At 63.9% G+C, this 15,167-nt stretch carries 23 protein-coding genes and 1 tRNA gene; 5 read left to right on the top strand and 19 right to left on the bottom strand.

Annotation, left to right across the window (positions count from 1 at the left end):
• Window positions 1-214 precede the first annotated feature (214 nt).
• The 4 genes from L0977_RS08705 (at window position 215) to L0977_RS08690 (ending at window position 4,772) form a co-directional block, all read left to right on the top strand.
• Window positions 215-1,009 (top strand): enoyl-CoA hydratase/isomerase family protein, encoded by a 795-nt coding sequence (locus L0977_RS08705; RefSeq protein ID WP_234264464.1) that lies wholly within the window; start codon window positions 215-217, stop codon window positions 1,007-1,009.
• Between the two features lie 3 nt (window positions 1,010-1,012).
• Complete coding sequence (locus L0977_RS08700) at window positions 1,013-1,834, top strand: crotonase/enoyl-CoA hydratase family protein (protein ID WP_234264463.1); 822 nt, start codon at window positions 1,013-1,015, stop codon at window positions 1,832-1,834.
• Window positions 1,835-1,891: 57 nt separating this feature from the next.
• Complete coding sequence (locus L0977_RS08695) at window positions 1,892-3,040, top strand: C4-dicarboxylate TRAP transporter substrate-binding protein (protein WP_234264462.1); 1,149 nt, start codon at window positions 1,892-1,894, stop codon at window positions 3,038-3,040.
• A gap of 70 nt (window positions 3,041-3,110) precedes the next feature.
• Entirely contained in the window at window positions 3,111-4,772 is a 1,662-nt protein-coding gene (locus L0977_RS08690) for a class I adenylate-forming enzyme family protein (RefSeq protein WP_234264461.1), read from the top strand.
• 105 nt (window positions 4,773-4,877) lie between these two features.
• On the opposite strand, the gene L0977_RS08685 is transcribed toward L0977_RS08690, so the two are convergent.
• The 19 genes from L0977_RS08685 to rplN form a co-directional block, all read right to left on the bottom strand.
• A tRNA-Met gene (locus L0977_RS08685) sits at window positions 4,878-4,954 on the bottom strand.
• A 27-nt stretch (window positions 4,955-4,981) separates the two neighbouring features.
• Entirely contained in the window at window positions 4,982-5,377 is a 396-nt protein-coding gene (gene rplQ, locus L0977_RS08680) for a 50S ribosomal protein L17 (protein WP_234264460.1), read from the bottom strand.
• An 84-nt stretch (window positions 5,378-5,461) separates the two neighbouring features.
• Complete coding sequence (locus tag L0977_RS08675; RefSeq protein ID WP_234264459.1) at window positions 5,462-6,445, bottom strand: DNA-directed RNA polymerase subunit alpha; 984 nt, start codon at window positions 6,443-6,445, stop codon at window positions 5,462-5,464.
• A gap of 106 nt (window positions 6,446-6,551) precedes the next feature.
• Window positions 6,552-7,175, bottom strand: a complete 624-nt coding sequence (gene rpsD / locus L0977_RS08670; RefSeq protein WP_234264458.1) for a 30S ribosomal protein S4 — start codon at window positions 7,173-7,175, stop codon at window positions 6,552-6,554.
• A gap of 194 nt (window positions 7,176-7,369) precedes the next feature.
• Window positions 7,370-7,774 carry a 30S ribosomal protein S11 gene (gene rpsK, locus L0977_RS08665; protein ID WP_234264457.1) on the bottom strand — a complete coding sequence of 135 codons (405 nt, stop codon included), beginning with the start codon at window positions 7,772-7,774 and terminating at the stop codon, window positions 7,370-7,372.
• A gap of 17 nt (window positions 7,775-7,791) precedes the next feature.
• Window positions 7,792-8,157: a 30S ribosomal protein S13 gene (gene rpsM / locus L0977_RS08660; RefSeq protein ID WP_234264456.1), complete on the bottom strand. Its 366-nt coding sequence runs from the start codon at window positions 8,155-8,157 to the stop codon at window positions 7,792-7,794.
• 17 nt (window positions 8,158-8,174) lie between these two features.
• On the bottom strand, window positions 8,175-8,288 hold the full coding sequence (gene rpmJ / locus L0977_RS08655) for a 50S ribosomal protein L36 (RefSeq protein WP_234264455.1): 114 nt from the start codon (window positions 8,286-8,288) through the stop codon (window positions 8,175-8,177).
• A gap of 44 nt (window positions 8,289-8,332) precedes the next feature.
• The gene (gene infA, locus L0977_RS08650) at window positions 8,333-8,551 is read right to left on the bottom strand and encodes a translation initiation factor IF-1 (protein WP_009514918.1); all 219 of its coding nucleotides are present in this window, start codon (window positions 8,549-8,551) and stop codon (window positions 8,333-8,335) included.
• A 6-nt stretch (window positions 8,552-8,557) separates the two neighbouring features.
• Window positions 8,558-9,868 (bottom strand): preprotein translocase subunit SecY, encoded by a 1,311-nt coding sequence (secY, locus tag L0977_RS08645; protein WP_234264454.1) that lies wholly within the window; start codon window positions 9,866-9,868, stop codon window positions 8,558-8,560.
• 27 nt (window positions 9,869-9,895) lie between these two features.
• Entirely contained in the window at window positions 9,896-10,327 is a 432-nt protein-coding gene (gene rplO, locus L0977_RS08640) for a 50S ribosomal protein L15 (RefSeq protein ID WP_234264453.1), read from the bottom strand.
• Between the two features lie 28 nt (window positions 10,328-10,355).
• Complete coding sequence (gene rpmD, locus L0977_RS08635; protein ID WP_234264452.1) at window positions 10,356-10,538, bottom strand: 50S ribosomal protein L30; 183 nt, start codon at window positions 10,536-10,538, stop codon at window positions 10,356-10,358.
• Between the two features lie 11 nt (window positions 10,539-10,549).
• Window positions 10,550-11,068 (bottom strand): 30S ribosomal protein S5, encoded by a 519-nt coding sequence (gene rpsE, locus L0977_RS08630; protein ID WP_234264451.1) that lies wholly within the window; start codon window positions 11,066-11,068, stop codon window positions 10,550-10,552.
• Window positions 11,069-11,085: 17 nt separating this feature from the next.
• Window positions 11,086-11,451: a 50S ribosomal protein L18 gene (rplR, locus tag L0977_RS08625; RefSeq protein ID WP_234264450.1), complete on the bottom strand. Its 366-nt coding sequence runs from the start codon at window positions 11,449-11,451 to the stop codon at window positions 11,086-11,088.
• An 11-nt stretch (window positions 11,452-11,462) separates the two neighbouring features.
• A complete protein-coding gene (rplF, locus tag L0977_RS08620) occupies window positions 11,463-11,996 on the bottom strand; it encodes a 50S ribosomal protein L6 (protein WP_234264449.1) in 534 nt (177 codons plus the stop codon).
• 24 nt (window positions 11,997-12,020) lie between these two features.
• A complete protein-coding gene (gene rpsH, locus L0977_RS08615; protein WP_234264448.1) occupies window positions 12,021-12,416 on the bottom strand; it encodes a 30S ribosomal protein S8 in 396 nt (131 codons plus the stop codon).
• 18 nt (window positions 12,417-12,434) lie between these two features.
• Window positions 12,435-12,740, bottom strand: coding sequence for a 30S ribosomal protein S14 (rpsN, locus tag L0977_RS08610; RefSeq protein WP_234264447.1), 306 nt, complete (start codon window positions 12,738-12,740; stop codon window positions 12,435-12,437).
• Between the two features lie 8 nt (window positions 12,741-12,748).
• A complete protein-coding gene (gene rplE / locus L0977_RS08605) occupies window positions 12,749-13,288 on the bottom strand; it encodes a 50S ribosomal protein L5 (RefSeq protein ID WP_234264446.1) in 540 nt (179 codons plus the stop codon).
• A 2-nt stretch (window positions 13,289-13,290) separates the two neighbouring features.
• On the bottom strand, window positions 13,291-13,611 hold the full coding sequence (gene rplX / locus L0977_RS08600) for a 50S ribosomal protein L24 (protein WP_234264445.1): 321 nt from the start codon (window positions 13,609-13,611) through the stop codon (window positions 13,291-13,293).
• A gap of 10 nt (window positions 13,612-13,621) precedes the next feature.
• Window positions 13,622-13,990: a 50S ribosomal protein L14 gene (gene rplN / locus L0977_RS08595; protein ID WP_234264444.1), complete on the bottom strand. Its 369-nt coding sequence runs from the start codon at window positions 13,988-13,990 to the stop codon at window positions 13,622-13,624.
• 341 nt (window positions 13,991-14,331) lie between these two features.
• Between rplN and proC the strand changes: the two genes are divergently transcribed.
• Window positions 14,332-15,165 (top strand): pyrroline-5-carboxylate reductase, encoded by an 834-nt coding sequence (gene proC, locus L0977_RS08590; protein WP_234264443.1) that lies wholly within the window; start codon window positions 14,332-14,334, stop codon window positions 15,163-15,165.
• The last annotated feature ends 2 nt before the right edge of the window (window positions 15,166-15,167 follow it).

The raw sequence follows: 15,167 nt of genomic DNA, 5'->3' as shown, positions 1-15,167 counted from the left end.
GGCAGGAAACGGCGCGCAGCACGCGCCCGGTGGCTCACCAGTGTGCCCACCACGCGCCCGACCGTCTTGCGCCCAATGGCTGCGCCGCCCCTATCCGCACAAACCCTGCCCGGCTTCCAGCCAGTCGACGCAAGACGCCCACCCCGCGCGCTTCCACACTGTCCCGCCATCGGCGTGACGTTCCTCCTTGCGCGCGCCCCGGCCCGAAATGACCATGACGCCCCCCATCCTGCTGGACATCCGCGACCACGTCGCCACCCTCACCCTCAACCGGCCCGAACAGGCCAACGTGCTCGACGACGCCACCGGCGCTGCCTTCGTCGAGGCGGTCGGCGAAGTCGCCGCCGCACAGCAGCGTGGCACCGTGCGCGCCGTGCTCCTGACCGCGCAAGGGCCGCACTTCTGTGCCGGCGGCGACATCCGCGGCTTCGCCGCCGCCGCCGACATGGCCGCCCTGCTCGACCAGGGCATTCCCCCGCTGCACGCAGCCATCCACACCCTGAGCCACCTGCCCGCCCCCGTGGTCAGCGCCGTGCAGGGTTCGCTCGGCGGCGGGGGCATCGGTGTGGCGCTGTGCGCCGACATCGTGCTCGCGGCGCGCTCCATGAAGCTGCGCGGCGGCTACTCGGCCATCGGCCTCAGTCCCGACGTGGGCGTGTCCTGGGCGCTCACCCGCCTGGTCGGCCCGATGCGTGCCAAACACATCCTGTTCACCAACCAGCCGCTGGACGCCGCCCAGTGCCTGGCCGCTGGCCTGGTGGCCGAGGTGCACGCTGACGACGCGCTGCTGCCCGCCGCGCAGGCGCTGGTGCGCGCGCTGGCCCAGGGCGCGGGCGGATCGCTCGCCCGCATCAAGACCCTGGTGGACCAGGCCGCACACCACACGCTGCACCAGCAACTGGCGATGGAGCACCTGGGCATGGTGGCCAGCGGGGCCAGCGCCGACGCGCGCGAAGGCGTGCGCGCCTTCCTGGAAAAACGCGCCCCGCGCTTCGTGCCGGAGACCTGAGCCATGTCCCCCCCCGACTTCGAGACCCTGGCCGTCAGCCTGGACGCCGGCATCGCGCGCATCGCGCTCAACCGCCCCGCCAAGGCCAACGCCATCAACCTGCGCATGTGGGACGAACTGCGCGAGGCCATGCGCTGGCTCGGCCGCACCGACGCGGCGCGGGTGGGCATTCTGGAAGCGCGCGGGCGCCACTTCTGTGCCGGCCTCGACCTCGCGACCTTTGCCGAGCTGCAGAAGCTCACGCAGGACCGCTGCGAAGGCCGCGCCCGCGAACGCCTGCGTGAACACATCCTCGACATCCAGGACACCGTCACCGCCATCGAGCGCTGTGCCAAGCCGGTGATCGCTTCGGTGCACGCGGCCTGCGTGGGGGGCGGCATCGACATCATCGCCGCCTGCGATCTGCGCTACGCCAGCGTCAACGCCTGGTTCTGCGTGAAGGAAATCGATGTCGGCCTGGTGGCCGACGTGGGCACCCTGCAGCGCCTGCCGCGCCTGGTGGGCGAAGGCACGGCGCGCGAGATGACCTACACCGGCCGGCGCGTCGAGGCGGACGAAGCGGCTTCGCTGCGCCTGGTCAATCGGTGCTTCGCCAGCGACGAGGCCTTGCAGGCCGGCGTGCACGACGTGGCCCGCACGCTCGCGGCCAAGTCGCCGCTGGCACTGCGCGGCACCAAGCACATGCTCAACCACGCTCGCGATCACCGCATCGCCGACGGGCTCGACCACGTGGCCACCTGGAACGCCGCCATGCTGTATTCGCAAGACCTGGCCGAAGCCGGTGCCGCAGCCCGCGAACGGCGGCCCCCCGTTTTCCGCGACTGAACAGCTTCCCGCTTCCCACCCGCCCCGATCCGGGGAATTCCCACAGGAGACACCACCATGCCCTCAACCCGCAACCTGATCACCGCCGTGGCCCTGGCCGCCGGCGCCCTCGTCAGCACCCTGGCCAGCGCCCAGACCACGCTGCGCTACGCCGTGGGCTTCCCGACCGGAGCCGCGCCCGAATCGGCCAAGATTTATGCCGACGCGGTCAAGCAGTACACCAACAACACCGTCAACCTGCGCGTGTACGACCTGTCGCTGCTCAACCTGGCCGAGATGTCCTCCGGCCTCAAGCAGGGCCTGGCCGACATCGGCTACGTGCTCACGCCCTACACGCCGGCCGAATACCCGCACCTGAACATGGCGTCCGAGCTGTCCATGCTGCTGGCGCTGGAGAACGACACGAGCGGCAAGGCCGGCATGGCCTTCGGCGGGGCCCTGGCCGAATTCATCTTCACCAAGTGCCCCGAGTGCAACGCCGATTTCGCGCGCCAGAACCAGGTCTTCACCAGCACCGGTGGCAGCTCGCCCTACATGCTGCTGTGCACCAAGCCCATCAGCACCGCGGCCGACCTCAAGGGCGCGCGGCTGCGCGCCGGCGGTGCCGCCTGGGCGCGCTGGGCACGCCAGGTGGGTGCGACCCCGGTGTCGATGCCCGGCAACGAGATCTTCGAGGCCATGAAGCAGAAGGTCGTCGAATGCAGCATCCAGTCGGCGCCCGAACTCAGTGGCCTGAACCTCAAGGAAGTCACCACCGACATCACCCCTGGCGTACCGGGCGGCACCTTCTCGGGCGCCACCACCAACATCAACCGCGACGTCTGGCGCAAGCTCACCGAAGACCAGCGCCGCGGCATGCTGCGTGCCGGCACCGTCATGGGCGCCCAGGTCACCTACCGCTACTACGTCTACGCCAAGCGCGACGTCGAGCAGGCCGTGGCCAAGGGGGCCAAGCTGCACCAGCCCGATGCCGAAATGCTGAAGGTCTCGCGCGCCGCCATCGAGGCCGACGCGCCGAACCTGGCCGCCACCTACGCCAAGCAGCACAACGTCAAGCGCGGCGATGAGCTGATCGCCGCCATGCGCCCGCTGCTGACCAAGTGGACCCAGCTCGTGGCCCCGATCAACAGCGCCGAAGCCCTGGCCGACCTCTACTGGAACGAGGTCTATTCCAAGGTCGACGTCAAGGTCCACGGCCTGCAATAAGCGCCCTCGGGTGGCAGGCGCGGCGCCTGCCACCCGCCAGCGGCAGTGCCCGCACCCCCCAGGAGCCCCCATGCTGTCCTCCCGCCTGCTTTCGCAAGACTGGTACCACCGCACCATTTCGCAGTTTTTCGCCCAGACCTGCGCCCGGCGCGCCGACCATGTGGCGCTGGTGTTCGAAGGCCGCGAGATCCGCTACCACGAACTGCACACAGAGGTGCAGCGCCTGGCCCAGAGCCTGCTGGACCTGGGCATCGGCCGTGGCGATGTGGTGTCCACGCTGCCCAGCCCGACGCCCGAGTTCGCGGCCCTGTACTTCGCGACCCTGCAGGTGGGCGCGATCGTCAACCCGCTCAACCTGCTCTGGGGCACCCAGGAGCTCCAAGGGGTGCTCCAGCGCAACGCGCCCAAACTGATCGTGACCGTCGACGCGCAAGGCCCGCGCGATGTGCTGGCGCTGCTGCAAGGCGCCTTGCCCGATCTCGTGCGCGAGGACGGCCGCGCGCGCTCGGCGCTGCTGCCTTCGTTGCAGCACGTCGTCTGCGTCGGCCGGACCGCTCCGGTCCCCGCCGGCTACATCGACTTTCAGCGCTTGCGCGACCCGGCCATTGCCGTGAAGCCCGAACAGCTGCAGGCGCTGGTCGACGCCGGGCAGGCCACCGACATCCAGTTCATGTGCCAGACCTCGGGCACCACGTCGCTGTCCAAGAGCGCGCTGTGGGACCACCGCCCCCCCCTGGCCACCGCCCATTTCGGCGCGCGCAATCTGCGCATCACCGAAGACGACCGCTACATCAATCTCGCGCCCTTCTATCACAACAGCGGCATCTTCGCGCTCACCATGAACCTGGCCTACTGCGGCACGACCGTGGTCCTCATGGACGGGTTCCACCCGGTCGAAGCCCTGCGCCTCATCGACCGCTATGGCTGCACCAGCACCTTCGGTTTTGATGCGCACTGGCAAGGCATGCGCCGCGTGCCGGATTTCGAACGGTACCGATTCAGCATCGCCAAGGCGATCCTCGCCGGTGAGCCGCGCACCTACGACCTGGTCCGCAGCATGTGCCCGCCCGGCGCCACCATCAACAACCTCTATGCGCAGACCGAAAACGGCCCCCTGGTCTCGCTCGCCGATCACGACTGCGTCAACGACAGCATCAACAAGCACACGCACGGGCGCCCACTGCCCGGTGTGGAGGTGGTCATCAAGGACCTGGAGACCGGTGAACGGGCGCGCCAGGGTGAGGCCGGGGAAATCTGCTACCGCAGCCCCTACCTCTTCCGCGGCTACCACCAGCAACCCGAAGAAACCCGCAAGGCCTTCGACAGCGAGGGCTACTTTCACAGCGGCGACTACGGGCACTTCGACAACGGCTACGTCACCTACCTCGGACGGCTCGGCGGCGTCATCAAGTCGGGGGGCGAGAACGTGTCCACCACCCGCGTCACGACCCAGCTGCTCGACATCTTCGGCGACCGCTTCGACGACGTGAAGACACTCGGTGTCGACGACCCCTACTGGGGCACCAAGGTCGTGAGCTTCGTGCGCATGCGCAACGCCCAGCCCCTGCCGGGCAATGCGGAACTGCGCGAAGCCTGCAAGGGACGGATGGCCATCTACGAAGTGCCGCGCGACTTCCTGCCCTGGGAGGGCGAGTGGCCGGTCTCGCCCGAAGGCAAGATCGATTTCAAGCGCCTGCTGGCCCGCGCGCAGGAACTGCTTGCGGCGGCCTGAAGGCGGATGACGGCCCGAAGGCATCGGGCGAGAAGGCATGCGGCAGAAACAAAAAAGCCCACCGGGTGGTGGGCTTTTGAAACAAGCCTGTCGACTTGATTTGTTTGGTTGCGGAGGCAAGATTTGAACTTGCGACCTTTGGGTTATGAGCCCAACGAGCTACCAGGCTGCTCCACTCCGCGTCAAGACTTCAATTATAGCACTGTTTTTTATTCACCGGCTTTATCTTCGCTGGCCGGAGCGTCTTCAGCGCGATCCACCAGTTCCACCAGGGCCATGGGGGCGTTGTCGCCAACGCGGAAACCCATCTTCAGGATGCGGGTGTAGCCGCCCGGACGCGCCTTGAAGCGCGGGCCGAGTTCGTCGAACAGTTTCACCACAACGTCGCGGTCGCGCAGGCGGTTGAAGGCCAGACGGCGGTTGGCCACGGTGGCTTCCTTGGCCAGCGTGATCATGGGTTCCACCACACGGCGCAGTTCCTTGGCCTTGGGCAGGGTGGTCTTGATGACTTCGTGCGTGAGCAGCGAGTTCATCATGTTGCGCAGCATCGCCTGGCGGTGCTCGCTGGTGCGGTTCAGTTTGCGGAGGCCGTGTCCGTGACGCATTTCAGTTTCCTTTCAGTGTTTTGCTCCCAGCCGGATCAGGTACTGGGAGGGGGTCGTCAGACGTCGTTGACGGGTTCTTGCAGATCAGTGCTTGTCGAGACCGGCGGGCGGCCAGTTTTCCAGCTTCATGCCCAGGGTCAAGCCGCGCGAGGCGAGCACTTCCTTGATTTCATTGAGCGACTTGCGACCCAGGTTGGGGGTCTTGAGCAACTCATTCTCGGTGCGCTGGATCAGGTCACCGATGTAGTAGATGTTCTCGGCCTTCAGGCAGTTGGCCGAACGCACGGTGAGTTCGAGTTCGTCGACCGGGCGCAGCAGGATCGGGTCGAACTGCTGCGAGCTGCGCGTTTGCGGCGCATCGGCGAAGATTTCAGCCCCTTCAAGCTGAGCAAAGACCGCCAGTTGTTCAACCAGGATCTTGGCCGAAGCGCGCACCGCTTCTTCCGGTCCGATGGAGCCGTTGGTCTCGATCTCGAGGACCAGCTTGTCCAGATCGGTACGCTGCTCGACGCGAGCGCTTTCGACGGTGTAGCTCACGCGCTTGATCGGGGAAAACGAAGCGTCCAGCACGATGCGGCCCAGCGAACGCGACGCGTCGTCGTTGCGGCGCAGGCTGCCCGGCACATAACCACGGCCCTTTTCGACCTTGATCTGCATGTCCAGCTTCGCACCCTGCGACAGCGTGGCGATCACGTGCGAGGGGTTGACGATCTCGACATCGTGCGGGGTCTGGATGTCGGCAGCAGTGACGACGCCTTCACCTTCCTTGCGCAGGCTCAGGGTGACCTCGTCGCGGTTGTGGAGCTTGAACACCACGCCCTTGAGGTTGAGCAGCAGGTTGACGACATCCTCCTGGACGCCATCGATGGAGGAATACTCATGGACCACGCCGGCGATGGTCACTTCGGTGGGAGCATGCCCCACCATGGACGACAGCAGCACGCGGCGCAGGGCATTGCCCAGGGTGTGCCCGTAGCCGCGCTCGAAAGGCTCGAGAGTGACCTTGGCGCGATTGGCCGAGACTTGCTCGACGTTGATGGACTTGGGCTTGAGCAGGTTGTTCAGCATTCAGACTTCCTTCAGTTCCCTCGGCTCGTTACACCGATAAGGCAGACGGAGCATGGAATGACCCAGCCAGTGCCGCGAGGGAGCGCCACAACGGCCGGGGACGGGATTAACGGGAATACAGTTCGACGATCAGCGACTCGTTGATGTCCGAGGCGAATTCGTCACGGTCCGGGGTCTTCTTGAAGACTCCTTCGGCCTTGTCGGCAGACACTTCCACCCAGGCCGGGAAACCGATTTGCTTGGCCAGCTCCAGAGCTTCGATCACGCGAGCCTGCTTCTTGGACTTCTCGCGCACAGCCACCACATCACCCGCCTTGACCATGAAGGAAGGGATGTTGACCTGTTGGCCGTTGACGGTCACAGCCTTGTGCGAAACCAGCTGGCGGGCTTCGGCGCGGGTCGAGGCAAACCCCATGCGGAACACGACGTTGTCCAGGCGCGATTCCAGCAGGAACAGCAGGTTGGCGCCGGTATTGCCGCGACGGCGGTCGGCTTCGGCGAAGTAACGGCGGAACTGACGCTCCAGCACGCCGTAGGTGCGCTTGACCTTCTGCTTTTCACGCAGCTGCAGACCGAAGTCGGAGGTGCGCTGACCCGAAGTGCGGCCATGCTGGCCTGGCTTGGAGTCGAACTTGGCCTTGTCGCTGATCGAGCGGCGGGCGCTCTTGAGCAGCAGGTCGGAGCCTTCACGGCGGGAGAGTTTGGCCTTGGGGCCGAGGTAACGTGCCACAGTGGTTTCCTTGAAATATCTGCCGCAATCGCTCGCTGCGGGGCGAGATTGCGGGAGCCTTCCAGCGTGCCGGAGGCGGTGGGCTTAGCGAAAAACGCCACCGCAGCGGGACTGCGGTGGCAAGCGAAAAAGCTTTTGATTGTAGCGTGCCGAGGAATACCCCTGCAAGCAGGGCGATCCGGGCAACGGGACGATCAGATGCGACGGCGCTTTTGCGGGCGGCAGCCGTTGTGCGGCACCGGGGTCACGTCGGAGATCGAGGTGATGCGGATACCCAGGGCGCCGAGGGCACGCACGGACGATTCGCGACCAGGACCGGGGCCCTTGATCTCGACATCCAGGTTCTTGATGCCTTGTTCGATCGCAGCGCGACCAGCCACTTCGGAAGCCACCTGGGCAGCAAAGGGGGTCGACTTGCGCGAACCCTTGAAGCCCTGGCCACCCGACGAAGCCCACGACAGGGCATTGCCCTGGCGGTCGGTGATGGTGATGATCGTGTTGTTGAACGACGCGTGCACGTGGGCAATCCCGTCCGCAATGTTCTTGCGAACCTTCTTGCGGACACGGGCGGCGGCGTTGCTGGAAGGAGCTTTAGCCATGTTTCTCTTTCAACCGATTATTTCTTGAGCGACTGGGCGGCCTTGCGCGGACCCTTGCGCGTACGCGCATTGGTCTTGGTGCGCTGGCCACGCACCGGCAGACCACGGCGGTGACGGAAACCGCGGTAGCAGCCGATGTCCATCAGGCGCTTGATGTTCATCGTGACTTCACGGCGCAGGTCACCTTCGATGGTGAACTGACCGACCTGGTCACGCACCTTCTCGAGCTCGGCGTCCGAGAGGTCTTTGATCTTCTTGTCGTATTCGATGCCACAGGCTTCGCAAATCTTGCGAGCGCGGGTGCGACCGATACCGAAGATGGCCGTCAAGCCGATTTCGGCGTGCTTGTGCGGCGGAATGTTGATACCTGCAATACGAGCCATTTCAGTCCTCTAAACGCTCAGCCTTGACGTTGCTTGTGGCGCGGGTCGGTGCAGATGACACGCACCACACCGTTGCGGCGGATGATCTTACAGTTGCGGCACATTTTCTTGACCGAAGCCGAAACTCTCATAGTCTTCTCCTAAATTTCCCAATTACGTTCGGACTGCCGTCCTGTCACTTGGCCCGGAAGACGATCCGGGCACGGGTCAGGTCATACGGCGTGAGCTCCACTTTGACCTTGTCGCCTGGCAGGATGCGGATGTAGTGCATACGCATCTTGCCGGAAATGTGCCCCAGGACCACATGCCCGTTTTCGAGCTTGACCCTGAAGGTCGCATTGGGGAGGTTTTCAACCACCTCCCCTTGCATCTCAATGACATCGTCCTTTGCCATCGCTGCTCAACTTGCTTTGAAATTCGCTTTCTTCAGTAGCGACTCATACTGCTGAGACATCATGTAATTTTGAACCTGGGCCATGAAATCCATGGTCACCACCACGATGATCAGCAATGAGGTCCCGCCGAAATAGAACGGCACGTTGTACTCAAGGATCAGGAACTCCGGCAGCAAGCATACCGCCGTGATGTAGATAGCGCCCGCCAGGGTCAGCCGCAACAGGATCTTGTCGATGTAGCGCGCCGTCTGGTCACCCGGGCGGATACCCGGAATGAAAGCCCCACTCTTCTTCAGGTTGTCGGCAGTCTCGCGGCTGTTGAACACGAGAGCCGTATAGAAGAAGCAGAAGAACACGATGGCCGCAGCGTACAGCGCCACGTAGATCGGCTGCCCCGGCGACAGCGCCGAAGCGATGTCGCGCAGCCAGCGCGTGGAATCCCCGGTACTGACCCAGCTGACGATGGTGGTCGGCAACAGGATGATCGACGACGCGAAAATCGGTGGAATCACACCAGCCATGTTCAGCTTGAGCGGGAGGTGCGAAGACTGGCCTCCGTACACCTTGTTGCCCACCTGACGGCGTGCGTAGTTCACCAGAATCCGTCGCTGACCCCGTTCCACGAACACCACGAAGTAGGTCACCAGGATGACCAGCGCGATGATGAACAAGGCCACCAGGATGCTCATGGCACCGGTGCGCACCAGCTCCAGCAAACCACCGATGGCGTTGGGCAAGCCCGCTGCAATCCCGGCGAAGATCAGGATCGAGATGCCGTTGCCCAGACCACGCTCGGTGATCTGTTCACCCAGCCACATCAGGAACATCGTCCCTGCGACCAGGCTGACAACCGCAGTGATGCGGAAGCCCATGCCGGGGCTGATGACCAGACCAGCCTGCCCTTCCAGCGCCAAGGCAATGCCCATGGCCTGGAAGATCGCCAGTCCAAGCGTGCCGTAGCGCGTGTAGGCGGTGATCTTGCGGCGACCAGCCTCCCCTTCCTTCTTCAACTGCTCGAACGTTGGAACGACGTAAGTCATCAGCTGCATGATGATCGATGCCGAGATGTACGGCATGATCCCCAGCGCAAAGACCGTGAAGCGCGAGAGCGCGCCACCCGAGAACATGTTGAACAGGCTCAGGATGCCGCCCTGCTGGCTCTTGAACAGCTGCTCCAGCTGGGCAGGGTCGATCCCCGGAACGGGAATGTGTGCCCCGACGCGGTAAACCACCAGCGCCAGCAGCAGGAACACCAGCCGGCGACGCAGGTCGCCGAACTTGCCCGTCTTGGCGAGAGTCGTGGATCCGGTTGCCACAGAGTGCCTTTTTTACGAGGTACCTGATCAGGCCAGCGAACCGCCGGCCGCTTCGATCGCTGCCTTGGCTCCCGCCGTGGCACCGATACCCTTCAGCGTGACCGCGCGTTGCAGTTCACCGGTCTTGATGACCTTGACACGCTTGGCCAGCTGCGGCACCAGGCCAGCTTGCTTGAGCACCAGCACGTCGACTTCGGCGGCGTCCACGGTGTTCAGGTCTGCCAGGGTGACTTCCGCGTTGAACTGCAAGGCAGCCGACTTGAAGCCGCGCTTGGGCAGACGGCGCTGCAGGGGCATCTGGCCGCCTTCGAAGCCGACCTTGTGGTAGCCACCCGAGCGGGACTTCTGGCCTTTGTGACCACGACCGGCGGTCTTACCCAGGCCCGAGCCGATACCACGACCAACGCGACGCTTGGCGTGCTTGGCACCCTCAGCGGGCTTGATGGTGTTGAGTTCCATGACGTATGTGTCCTTCTCGATGCTGCGCTTACAGCACCTTGACCAGGTAGGCGATCTTGTTGATCATGCCGCGCACGGCCGGGGTGTCCTGCAGTTCGCTGACACTGCCGAGCTTGCGCAGACCCAGGCCACGCACGGTGGCGCGGTGCGACTCTTTGCAGCCGATGGGGCTGCGGACGAGTTGGACCTTGACGTTGTTTTCAGTGCTCATGGTCGCTCCAATCAGCCCAGAATTTCTTCCACCGACTTGCCGCGCTTGGCAGCCACTTCGGCGGGCGTGGTGGAATTCTTCAGTGCGTCCAGCGTGGCACGCACCAGGTTATAGGGGTTGCTCGAGCCATGGCTCTTGGCCACCACGTCGGTGATACCGATCACTTCGCACACGGCGCGCATCGGACCACCGGCAATGATGCCCGTACCCTTGACGGCGGGCAGCATCATCACGTTGGCGGCGCCGTGCTCGCCGTGCACAGCATGGTGCAGCGAACCGCTCTTGAGCGACACCTTCACCATGTTGCGGCGAGCCTGTTCCATGGCCTTCTGCACGGCCACCGGCACTTCACGGGCCTTGCCCTTGCCCATGCCGACGCGACCATCGCCATCGCCGACCACGGTCAGGGCGGCGAAACCGAGGATACGACCACCCTTGACCACCTTGGTCACGCGGTTGATCGCGATCATCTTCTCGCGCAGGCCGTCGTCGTTGCCTTCGTTCTTCACGTTTGCCTGAAATTTAGCCATTTTGTGTATCCCTCTGATCAGAACTGCAGGCCAGCTTCACGAGCCGCATCTGCAAGGGCCTTCACACGGCCGTGGTAGGCAAAACCCGAACGATCGAAAGCCACTTTCTCGATACCAGCAGCCTTGGCCTTTTCGGCAATGCGCTTGCCGATCAGGGCCGCTGCAGCGGCATTGCCACCCTTGCCGGCGGCGCCGAGCTGGGTACGCACTTCCGCTTCCAGGGTCGAGGCCGAGGCCAGCACCTTGGCACCGTCGCCGGAAATGACGCTGGCGTAGATGTGCAGGTTGGTGCGATTCACGGTCAGACGGACAGCGCCCTGCTGCGCAATACGGATGCGCGTTTGGCGGGCACGGCGCAGGCGTTGCTCTTTTTTGGTCAACATGATCCTGGTCCTTACTTCTTCTTGGTTTCCTTGATCACGACCTTCTCATCCGCGTAGCGGATGCCCTTGCCCTTGTAGGGCTCGGGCGGGCGCACGGCGCGCACTTCGGAAGCGATCTGGCCCACGCGCTGACGGTCAGCGCCCTTGATGACGACTTCGGTCGGCGTCGGGGTTTCCACCTTGATGCCAGCAGGCATCTCGATCTCCACCGGGTGCGAGTAACCGACGTTCAGGTTGAGCTTGCTGCCTTGAGCCTGGGCTTTGTAGCCCACGCCAATCAGGGTCAGCTTCTTTTCGAAGCCTTTGCTCACGCCCGTGACCATGTTGTTCACCAGCTGACGCAGGGTGCCCGACATGGCGTTGGCTTCACGCGATTCGTCCACCGGCGTGAAGGCCAGCGTACCCGACTTGTTTTCCACCTTGACCAGGGCGTTTTGCGCCTGCGACAGGGCACCCAGGGCACCCTTGACACTGATCAGGCTGTCATTGACGGCCACTTCCACCCCAGCAGGGATGGTGACCGGCAGCTTACCAATACGCGACATTTCAGTTTCTCCTCAATGCCCGCATCAGGCGACGTAACACAGCACTTCGCCGCCGACACCGGTGGCGCGCGCCTTGCGGTCGGTCATCACTCCCTTCGGCGTGGTGACGATGGCCACACCCAGCCCGTTCTGGACCTGGGGCAGGGCGTTGCGGCCGCGATAGATACGCAGACCCGGCTTGCTCACGCGCTCGATGCTTTCGATCACCGGACGGCCGGCGTAGTACTTCAGCGCGATTTCGAGCTGGCTCTTGCCGCCTTCGGTCTTGATCTGGAAACCATCGATATAGCCTTCGTCCTTGAGGACCTGGGCAATCGCGGCTTTGAGTTTCGACGCCGGCATCGACACGGTGGTCTTCTCGACCATCTGCGCGTTGCGGATGCGGGTCAACATGTCAGCGATAGGATCACTCATGCTCATTTGGGGTTCTCCTAGGGCTTACCAGCTGGCCTTGGTCACGCCGGGGATTTCGCCGGCGAAAGCCATTTCACGCACCTTGGCGCGAGCCAGGCCGAAGTAGGCAAAGGTGCCGCGCGGACGACCGGTGATCTCGCAGCGGTTGCGCTGGCGGGTCGGGTTCGCGTTGCGGGGCAGCTTTTGCAGCGCCAGACGGGCAGCGTCGCGCTCTTCGTCGGAACGCTTGGCGTCGTTGGCAGTCGCCTTCAGATCGGCGTATTTCTGGGCGAACTTGGCGGCGAGCTTTTCGCGCTTGAGTTCACGTTGGAGCAATGCTTGTTTAGCCACGCGCCACCTCAGTTCTTGAACGGAAAACGGAAGCCCGCCAGGAGCGCCTTGCACTCTTCGTCGGTCTTGGCGGTCGTCGTGATGCTGATGTTCAGACCACGCAGAGCATCCACCTTGTCGTATTCGATTTCGGGGAAGATGATCTGCTCTTTGACGCCCACGTTGTAGTTGCCACGACCGTCAAACGACTTGCCGGAGATACCCCGGAAGTCCCGCACGCGCGGCAGGGCCACCGTGACGAAGCGATCCAGGAATTCGTACATGCGGGCGCCACGCAGGGTCACCATGCAGCCGATGGCCTGTTGCTCACGGATCTTGAAACCAGCGATGGCCTTGCGGGCCTTGGTCACCACGGGCTTTTGGCCGGAGATCTTGGTCAGATCACCCACAGCGTGGTCCATCACCTTCTTGTCGGCCACGGCCTCGCTCACGCCCATGTTCAGCGTGATCTTGGTGATGCGCGGCACTTCCATGGCCGACTTGTAGCCGAACTTTTCGATCAGGCTGGGCGCGACCTTGTCGCGATAGATGTCTTGAAAGCGTGCCATGGTCATGCCACCTTGATTTCTTCGCCGCTGGACTTGAAGACGCGCACTTTCTTGCCGTCAACCAGGACCTTGACGCCCACGCGGTCAGCCTTGCCGGAGGCCGCATTGAAGATGGCCACGTTGGATTGGTGGATCGACATCGTCTTCTCCACGATCCCGCCGGTCACACCCTTCATGGGGTTCGGCTTGGCGTGCTTCTTGACGATGTTGACACCTTCCACCACGACGCGGTCGTCGCTGGCGCGCTCAAGCACCTTGCCACGCTTGCCCTTGTCGCGACCGGCGATGACGATGACCTCGTCGCCTTTACGAATCTTGTTCATGGATGAATCCTCAGAGAACCTCAGGGGCCAGGGACACGATCTTCATGAACTTCTCGGTACGCAGCTCGCGCGTGACCGGGCCGAAGATGCGGGTGCCGATGGGCTCCAGCTTGGCGTTGAGCAACACGGCGGCATTGCCGTCGAACTTGATCAGGGCGCCGTCCGGACGACGGAGACCCTTGGCGGTGCGCACCACCACGGCGTTGTAGACCTCGCCTTTTTTGACGCGGCCGCGCGGCGCTGCTTCTTTGATGCTGACCTTGATGACATCGCCCACGCTGGCATAACGGCGCTTGGAACCACCCAGCACCTTGATGCACATCACGGACTTGGCACCCGTGTTGTCAGCAACATCGAGTCGAGATTGCGTTTGGATCATTTGATTTAAGTCCCAACTTGAATCCTCGCAGCCACCACGGCCGTGAGCGATCAGTCTTGGGCCCGTCGTCGGAAGACCATCTCAAAGCCGCCTGCTGGCTGCCGAAATGACCACCCTTCGGTGGGCAGAAACCTCGCCTTTTGAGGGCGAAGCTCATGATTGTGGCACACCACCCTTTGGCTGTCAACACTCTTTTTGTGCCATGGATTGAAACACCCCGAAACCCACCCAGCACAGATCAGGCCAGGCGCTTGGCGCCCCTCTATATAGGGGTAATCCCACGCACCAGAGCCCCGCCGCCGATCTGCGAAGATGCAGGCTTTCCGTTCGGCCCTCGAAACATGACCTCCCCTACCTCCCGTTTCCCCCTGATCACGTTTGTCGGCGGCGGCAATATGGCCAGTGCCATCCTGGGCGGCCTGGTCCGCCAGGGGCATCCCGTCGACCGGATACAGGTCATCGAACCCTGGGACGAGCAGCGCGCACGCTTGGCCCAACAGTTCCCCGGCCTCACCCTCCTCGCCGCAGCAGGTCCCGAGTTGGCCACGCCCGACCTGGTGATCTGGGCCATCAAACCGCAAACCTTCCGCGAAGCCGCTGCGGCAGCCGCCGACTTCCTCGGCCATCCCCTGCACCTGAGCGTGGCCGCCGGCATCACCAGCGACTCCATCGCCCGCTGGCTGGGCAGCGAACGCATCGTGCGCGCCATGCCCAACACCCCCGCCCTGGTCGGTCTGGGCATGACGGGACTGGTGGCACGCACCGCCGTCACGCCCGAGGACCGCACGCTCGCCGAAAGCGTCATCCGCACCATCGGCGAACTGGTCTGGGTGTCCACCGAAGCCGATCTCGACGCCGTCACCGCCCTGTCGGGATCGGGGCCAGCCTATGTCTTCTATTTCCTCGAAGCCATGCGGGATGCCGGCGCGCGCATGGGACTGCCTCCTGAAGTGGCCTACCAATTGGCCGTGGGCACCTTTGTTGGCGCCGCCACGCTGGCCCAACGCTCCGGCGAGCCGCCACAGGTGCTGCGGGAACGGGTGACCTCCAAGGGCGGTACCACGCACGCGGCCATCACCAGCATGGACGCCGCGGACATCAAAGGGCTGTTCGAGACCGCCTTGAAAGCCGCACAGACCCGCGCCGCCGAGTTGGGACAGGCCTTCGGCGCCTGAAC

The organism is Hydrogenophaga sp. NFH-34, from assembly GCF_021401345.1.
Classification (GTDB): Bacteria; Pseudomonadota; Gammaproteobacteria; order Burkholderiales; family Burkholderiaceae_C; genus Hydrogenophaga; species Hydrogenophaga electricum.
This window is presented reverse-complemented; position numbering and strand designations above follow the sequence as displayed.

What these genes read in the sequence shown, in the direction of transcription:
- L0977_RS08675 (WP_234264459.1), bottom strand. Translation starts at nt 6,445, where the DNA reads ATGCTGAACAACCTGCTCAAGCCCAAGTCCATCAACGTCGAGCAAGTC.
- rplX (WP_234264445.1), bottom strand. Translation starts at nt 13,611, where the DNA reads ATGAACAAGATTCGTAAAGGCGACGAGGTCATCGTCATCGCCGGTCGC.
- rplF (WP_234264449.1), bottom strand. Translation starts at nt 11,996, where the DNA reads ATGTCGCGTATTGGTAAGCTGCCGGTCACCATCCCTGCTGGGGTGGAA.
- rplN (WP_234264444.1), bottom strand. Translation starts at nt 13,990, where the DNA reads ATGATCCAAACGCAATCTCGACTCGATGTTGCTGACAACACGGGTGCC.
- rplR (WP_234264450.1), bottom strand. Translation starts at nt 11,451, where the DNA reads ATGTTGACCAAAAAAGAGCAACGCCTGCGCCGTGCCCGCCAAACGCGC.
- rpsE (WP_234264451.1), bottom strand. Translation starts at nt 11,068, where the DNA reads ATGGCTAAATTTCAGGCAAACGTGAAGAACGAAGGCAACGACGACGGC.
- proC (WP_234264443.1), top strand. Translation starts at nt 14,332, where the DNA reads ATGACCTCCCCTACCTCCCGTTTCCCCCTGATCACGTTTGTCGGCGGC.
- rpsH (WP_234264448.1), bottom strand. Translation starts at nt 12,416, where the DNA reads ATGAGCATGAGTGATCCTATCGCTGACATGTTGACCCGCATCCGCAAC.
- rplO (WP_234264453.1), bottom strand. Translation starts at nt 10,327, where the DNA reads ATGGAACTCAACACCATCAAGCCCGCTGAGGGTGCCAAGCACGCCAAG.
- rpmJ (WP_234264455.1), bottom strand. Translation starts at nt 8,288, where the DNA reads ATGAGAGTTTCGGCTTCGGTCAAGAAAATGTGCCGCAACTGTAAGATC.
- L0977_RS08700 (WP_234264463.1), top strand. Translation starts at nt 1,013, where the DNA reads ATGTCCCCCCCCGACTTCGAGACCCTGGCCGTCAGCCTGGACGCCGGC.
- L0977_RS08690 (WP_234264461.1), top strand. Translation starts at nt 3,111, where the DNA reads ATGCTGTCCTCCCGCCTGCTTTCGCAAGACTGGTACCACCGCACCATT.
- rplQ (WP_234264460.1), bottom strand. Translation starts at nt 5,377, where the DNA reads ATGCGTCACGGACACGGCCTCCGCAAACTGAACCGCACCAGCGAGCAC.
- rpmD (WP_234264452.1), bottom strand. Translation starts at nt 10,538, where the DNA reads ATGAGCACTGAAAACAACGTCAAGGTCCAACTCGTCCGCAGCCCCATC.
- rpsM (WP_234264456.1), bottom strand. Translation starts at nt 8,157, where the DNA reads ATGGCTCGTATTGCAGGTATCAACATTCCGCCGCACAAGCACGCCGAA.
- rpsK (WP_234264457.1), bottom strand. Translation starts at nt 7,774, where the DNA reads ATGGCTAAAGCTCCTTCCAGCAACGCCGCCGCCCGTGTCCGCAAGAAG.
- L0977_RS08695 (WP_234264462.1), top strand. Translation starts at nt 1,892, where the DNA reads ATGCCCTCAACCCGCAACCTGATCACCGCCGTGGCCCTGGCCGCCGGC.
- infA (WP_009514918.1), bottom strand. Translation starts at nt 8,551, where the DNA reads ATGGCAAAGGACGATGTCATTGAGATGCAAGGGGAGGTGGTTGAAAAC.
- rplE (WP_234264446.1), bottom strand. Translation starts at nt 13,288, where the DNA reads ATGGCACGCTTTCAAGACATCTATCGCGACAAGGTCGCGCCCAGCCTG.
- L0977_RS08705 (WP_234264464.1), top strand. Translation starts at nt 215, where the DNA reads ATGACGCCCCCCATCCTGCTGGACATCCGCGACCACGTCGCCACCCTC.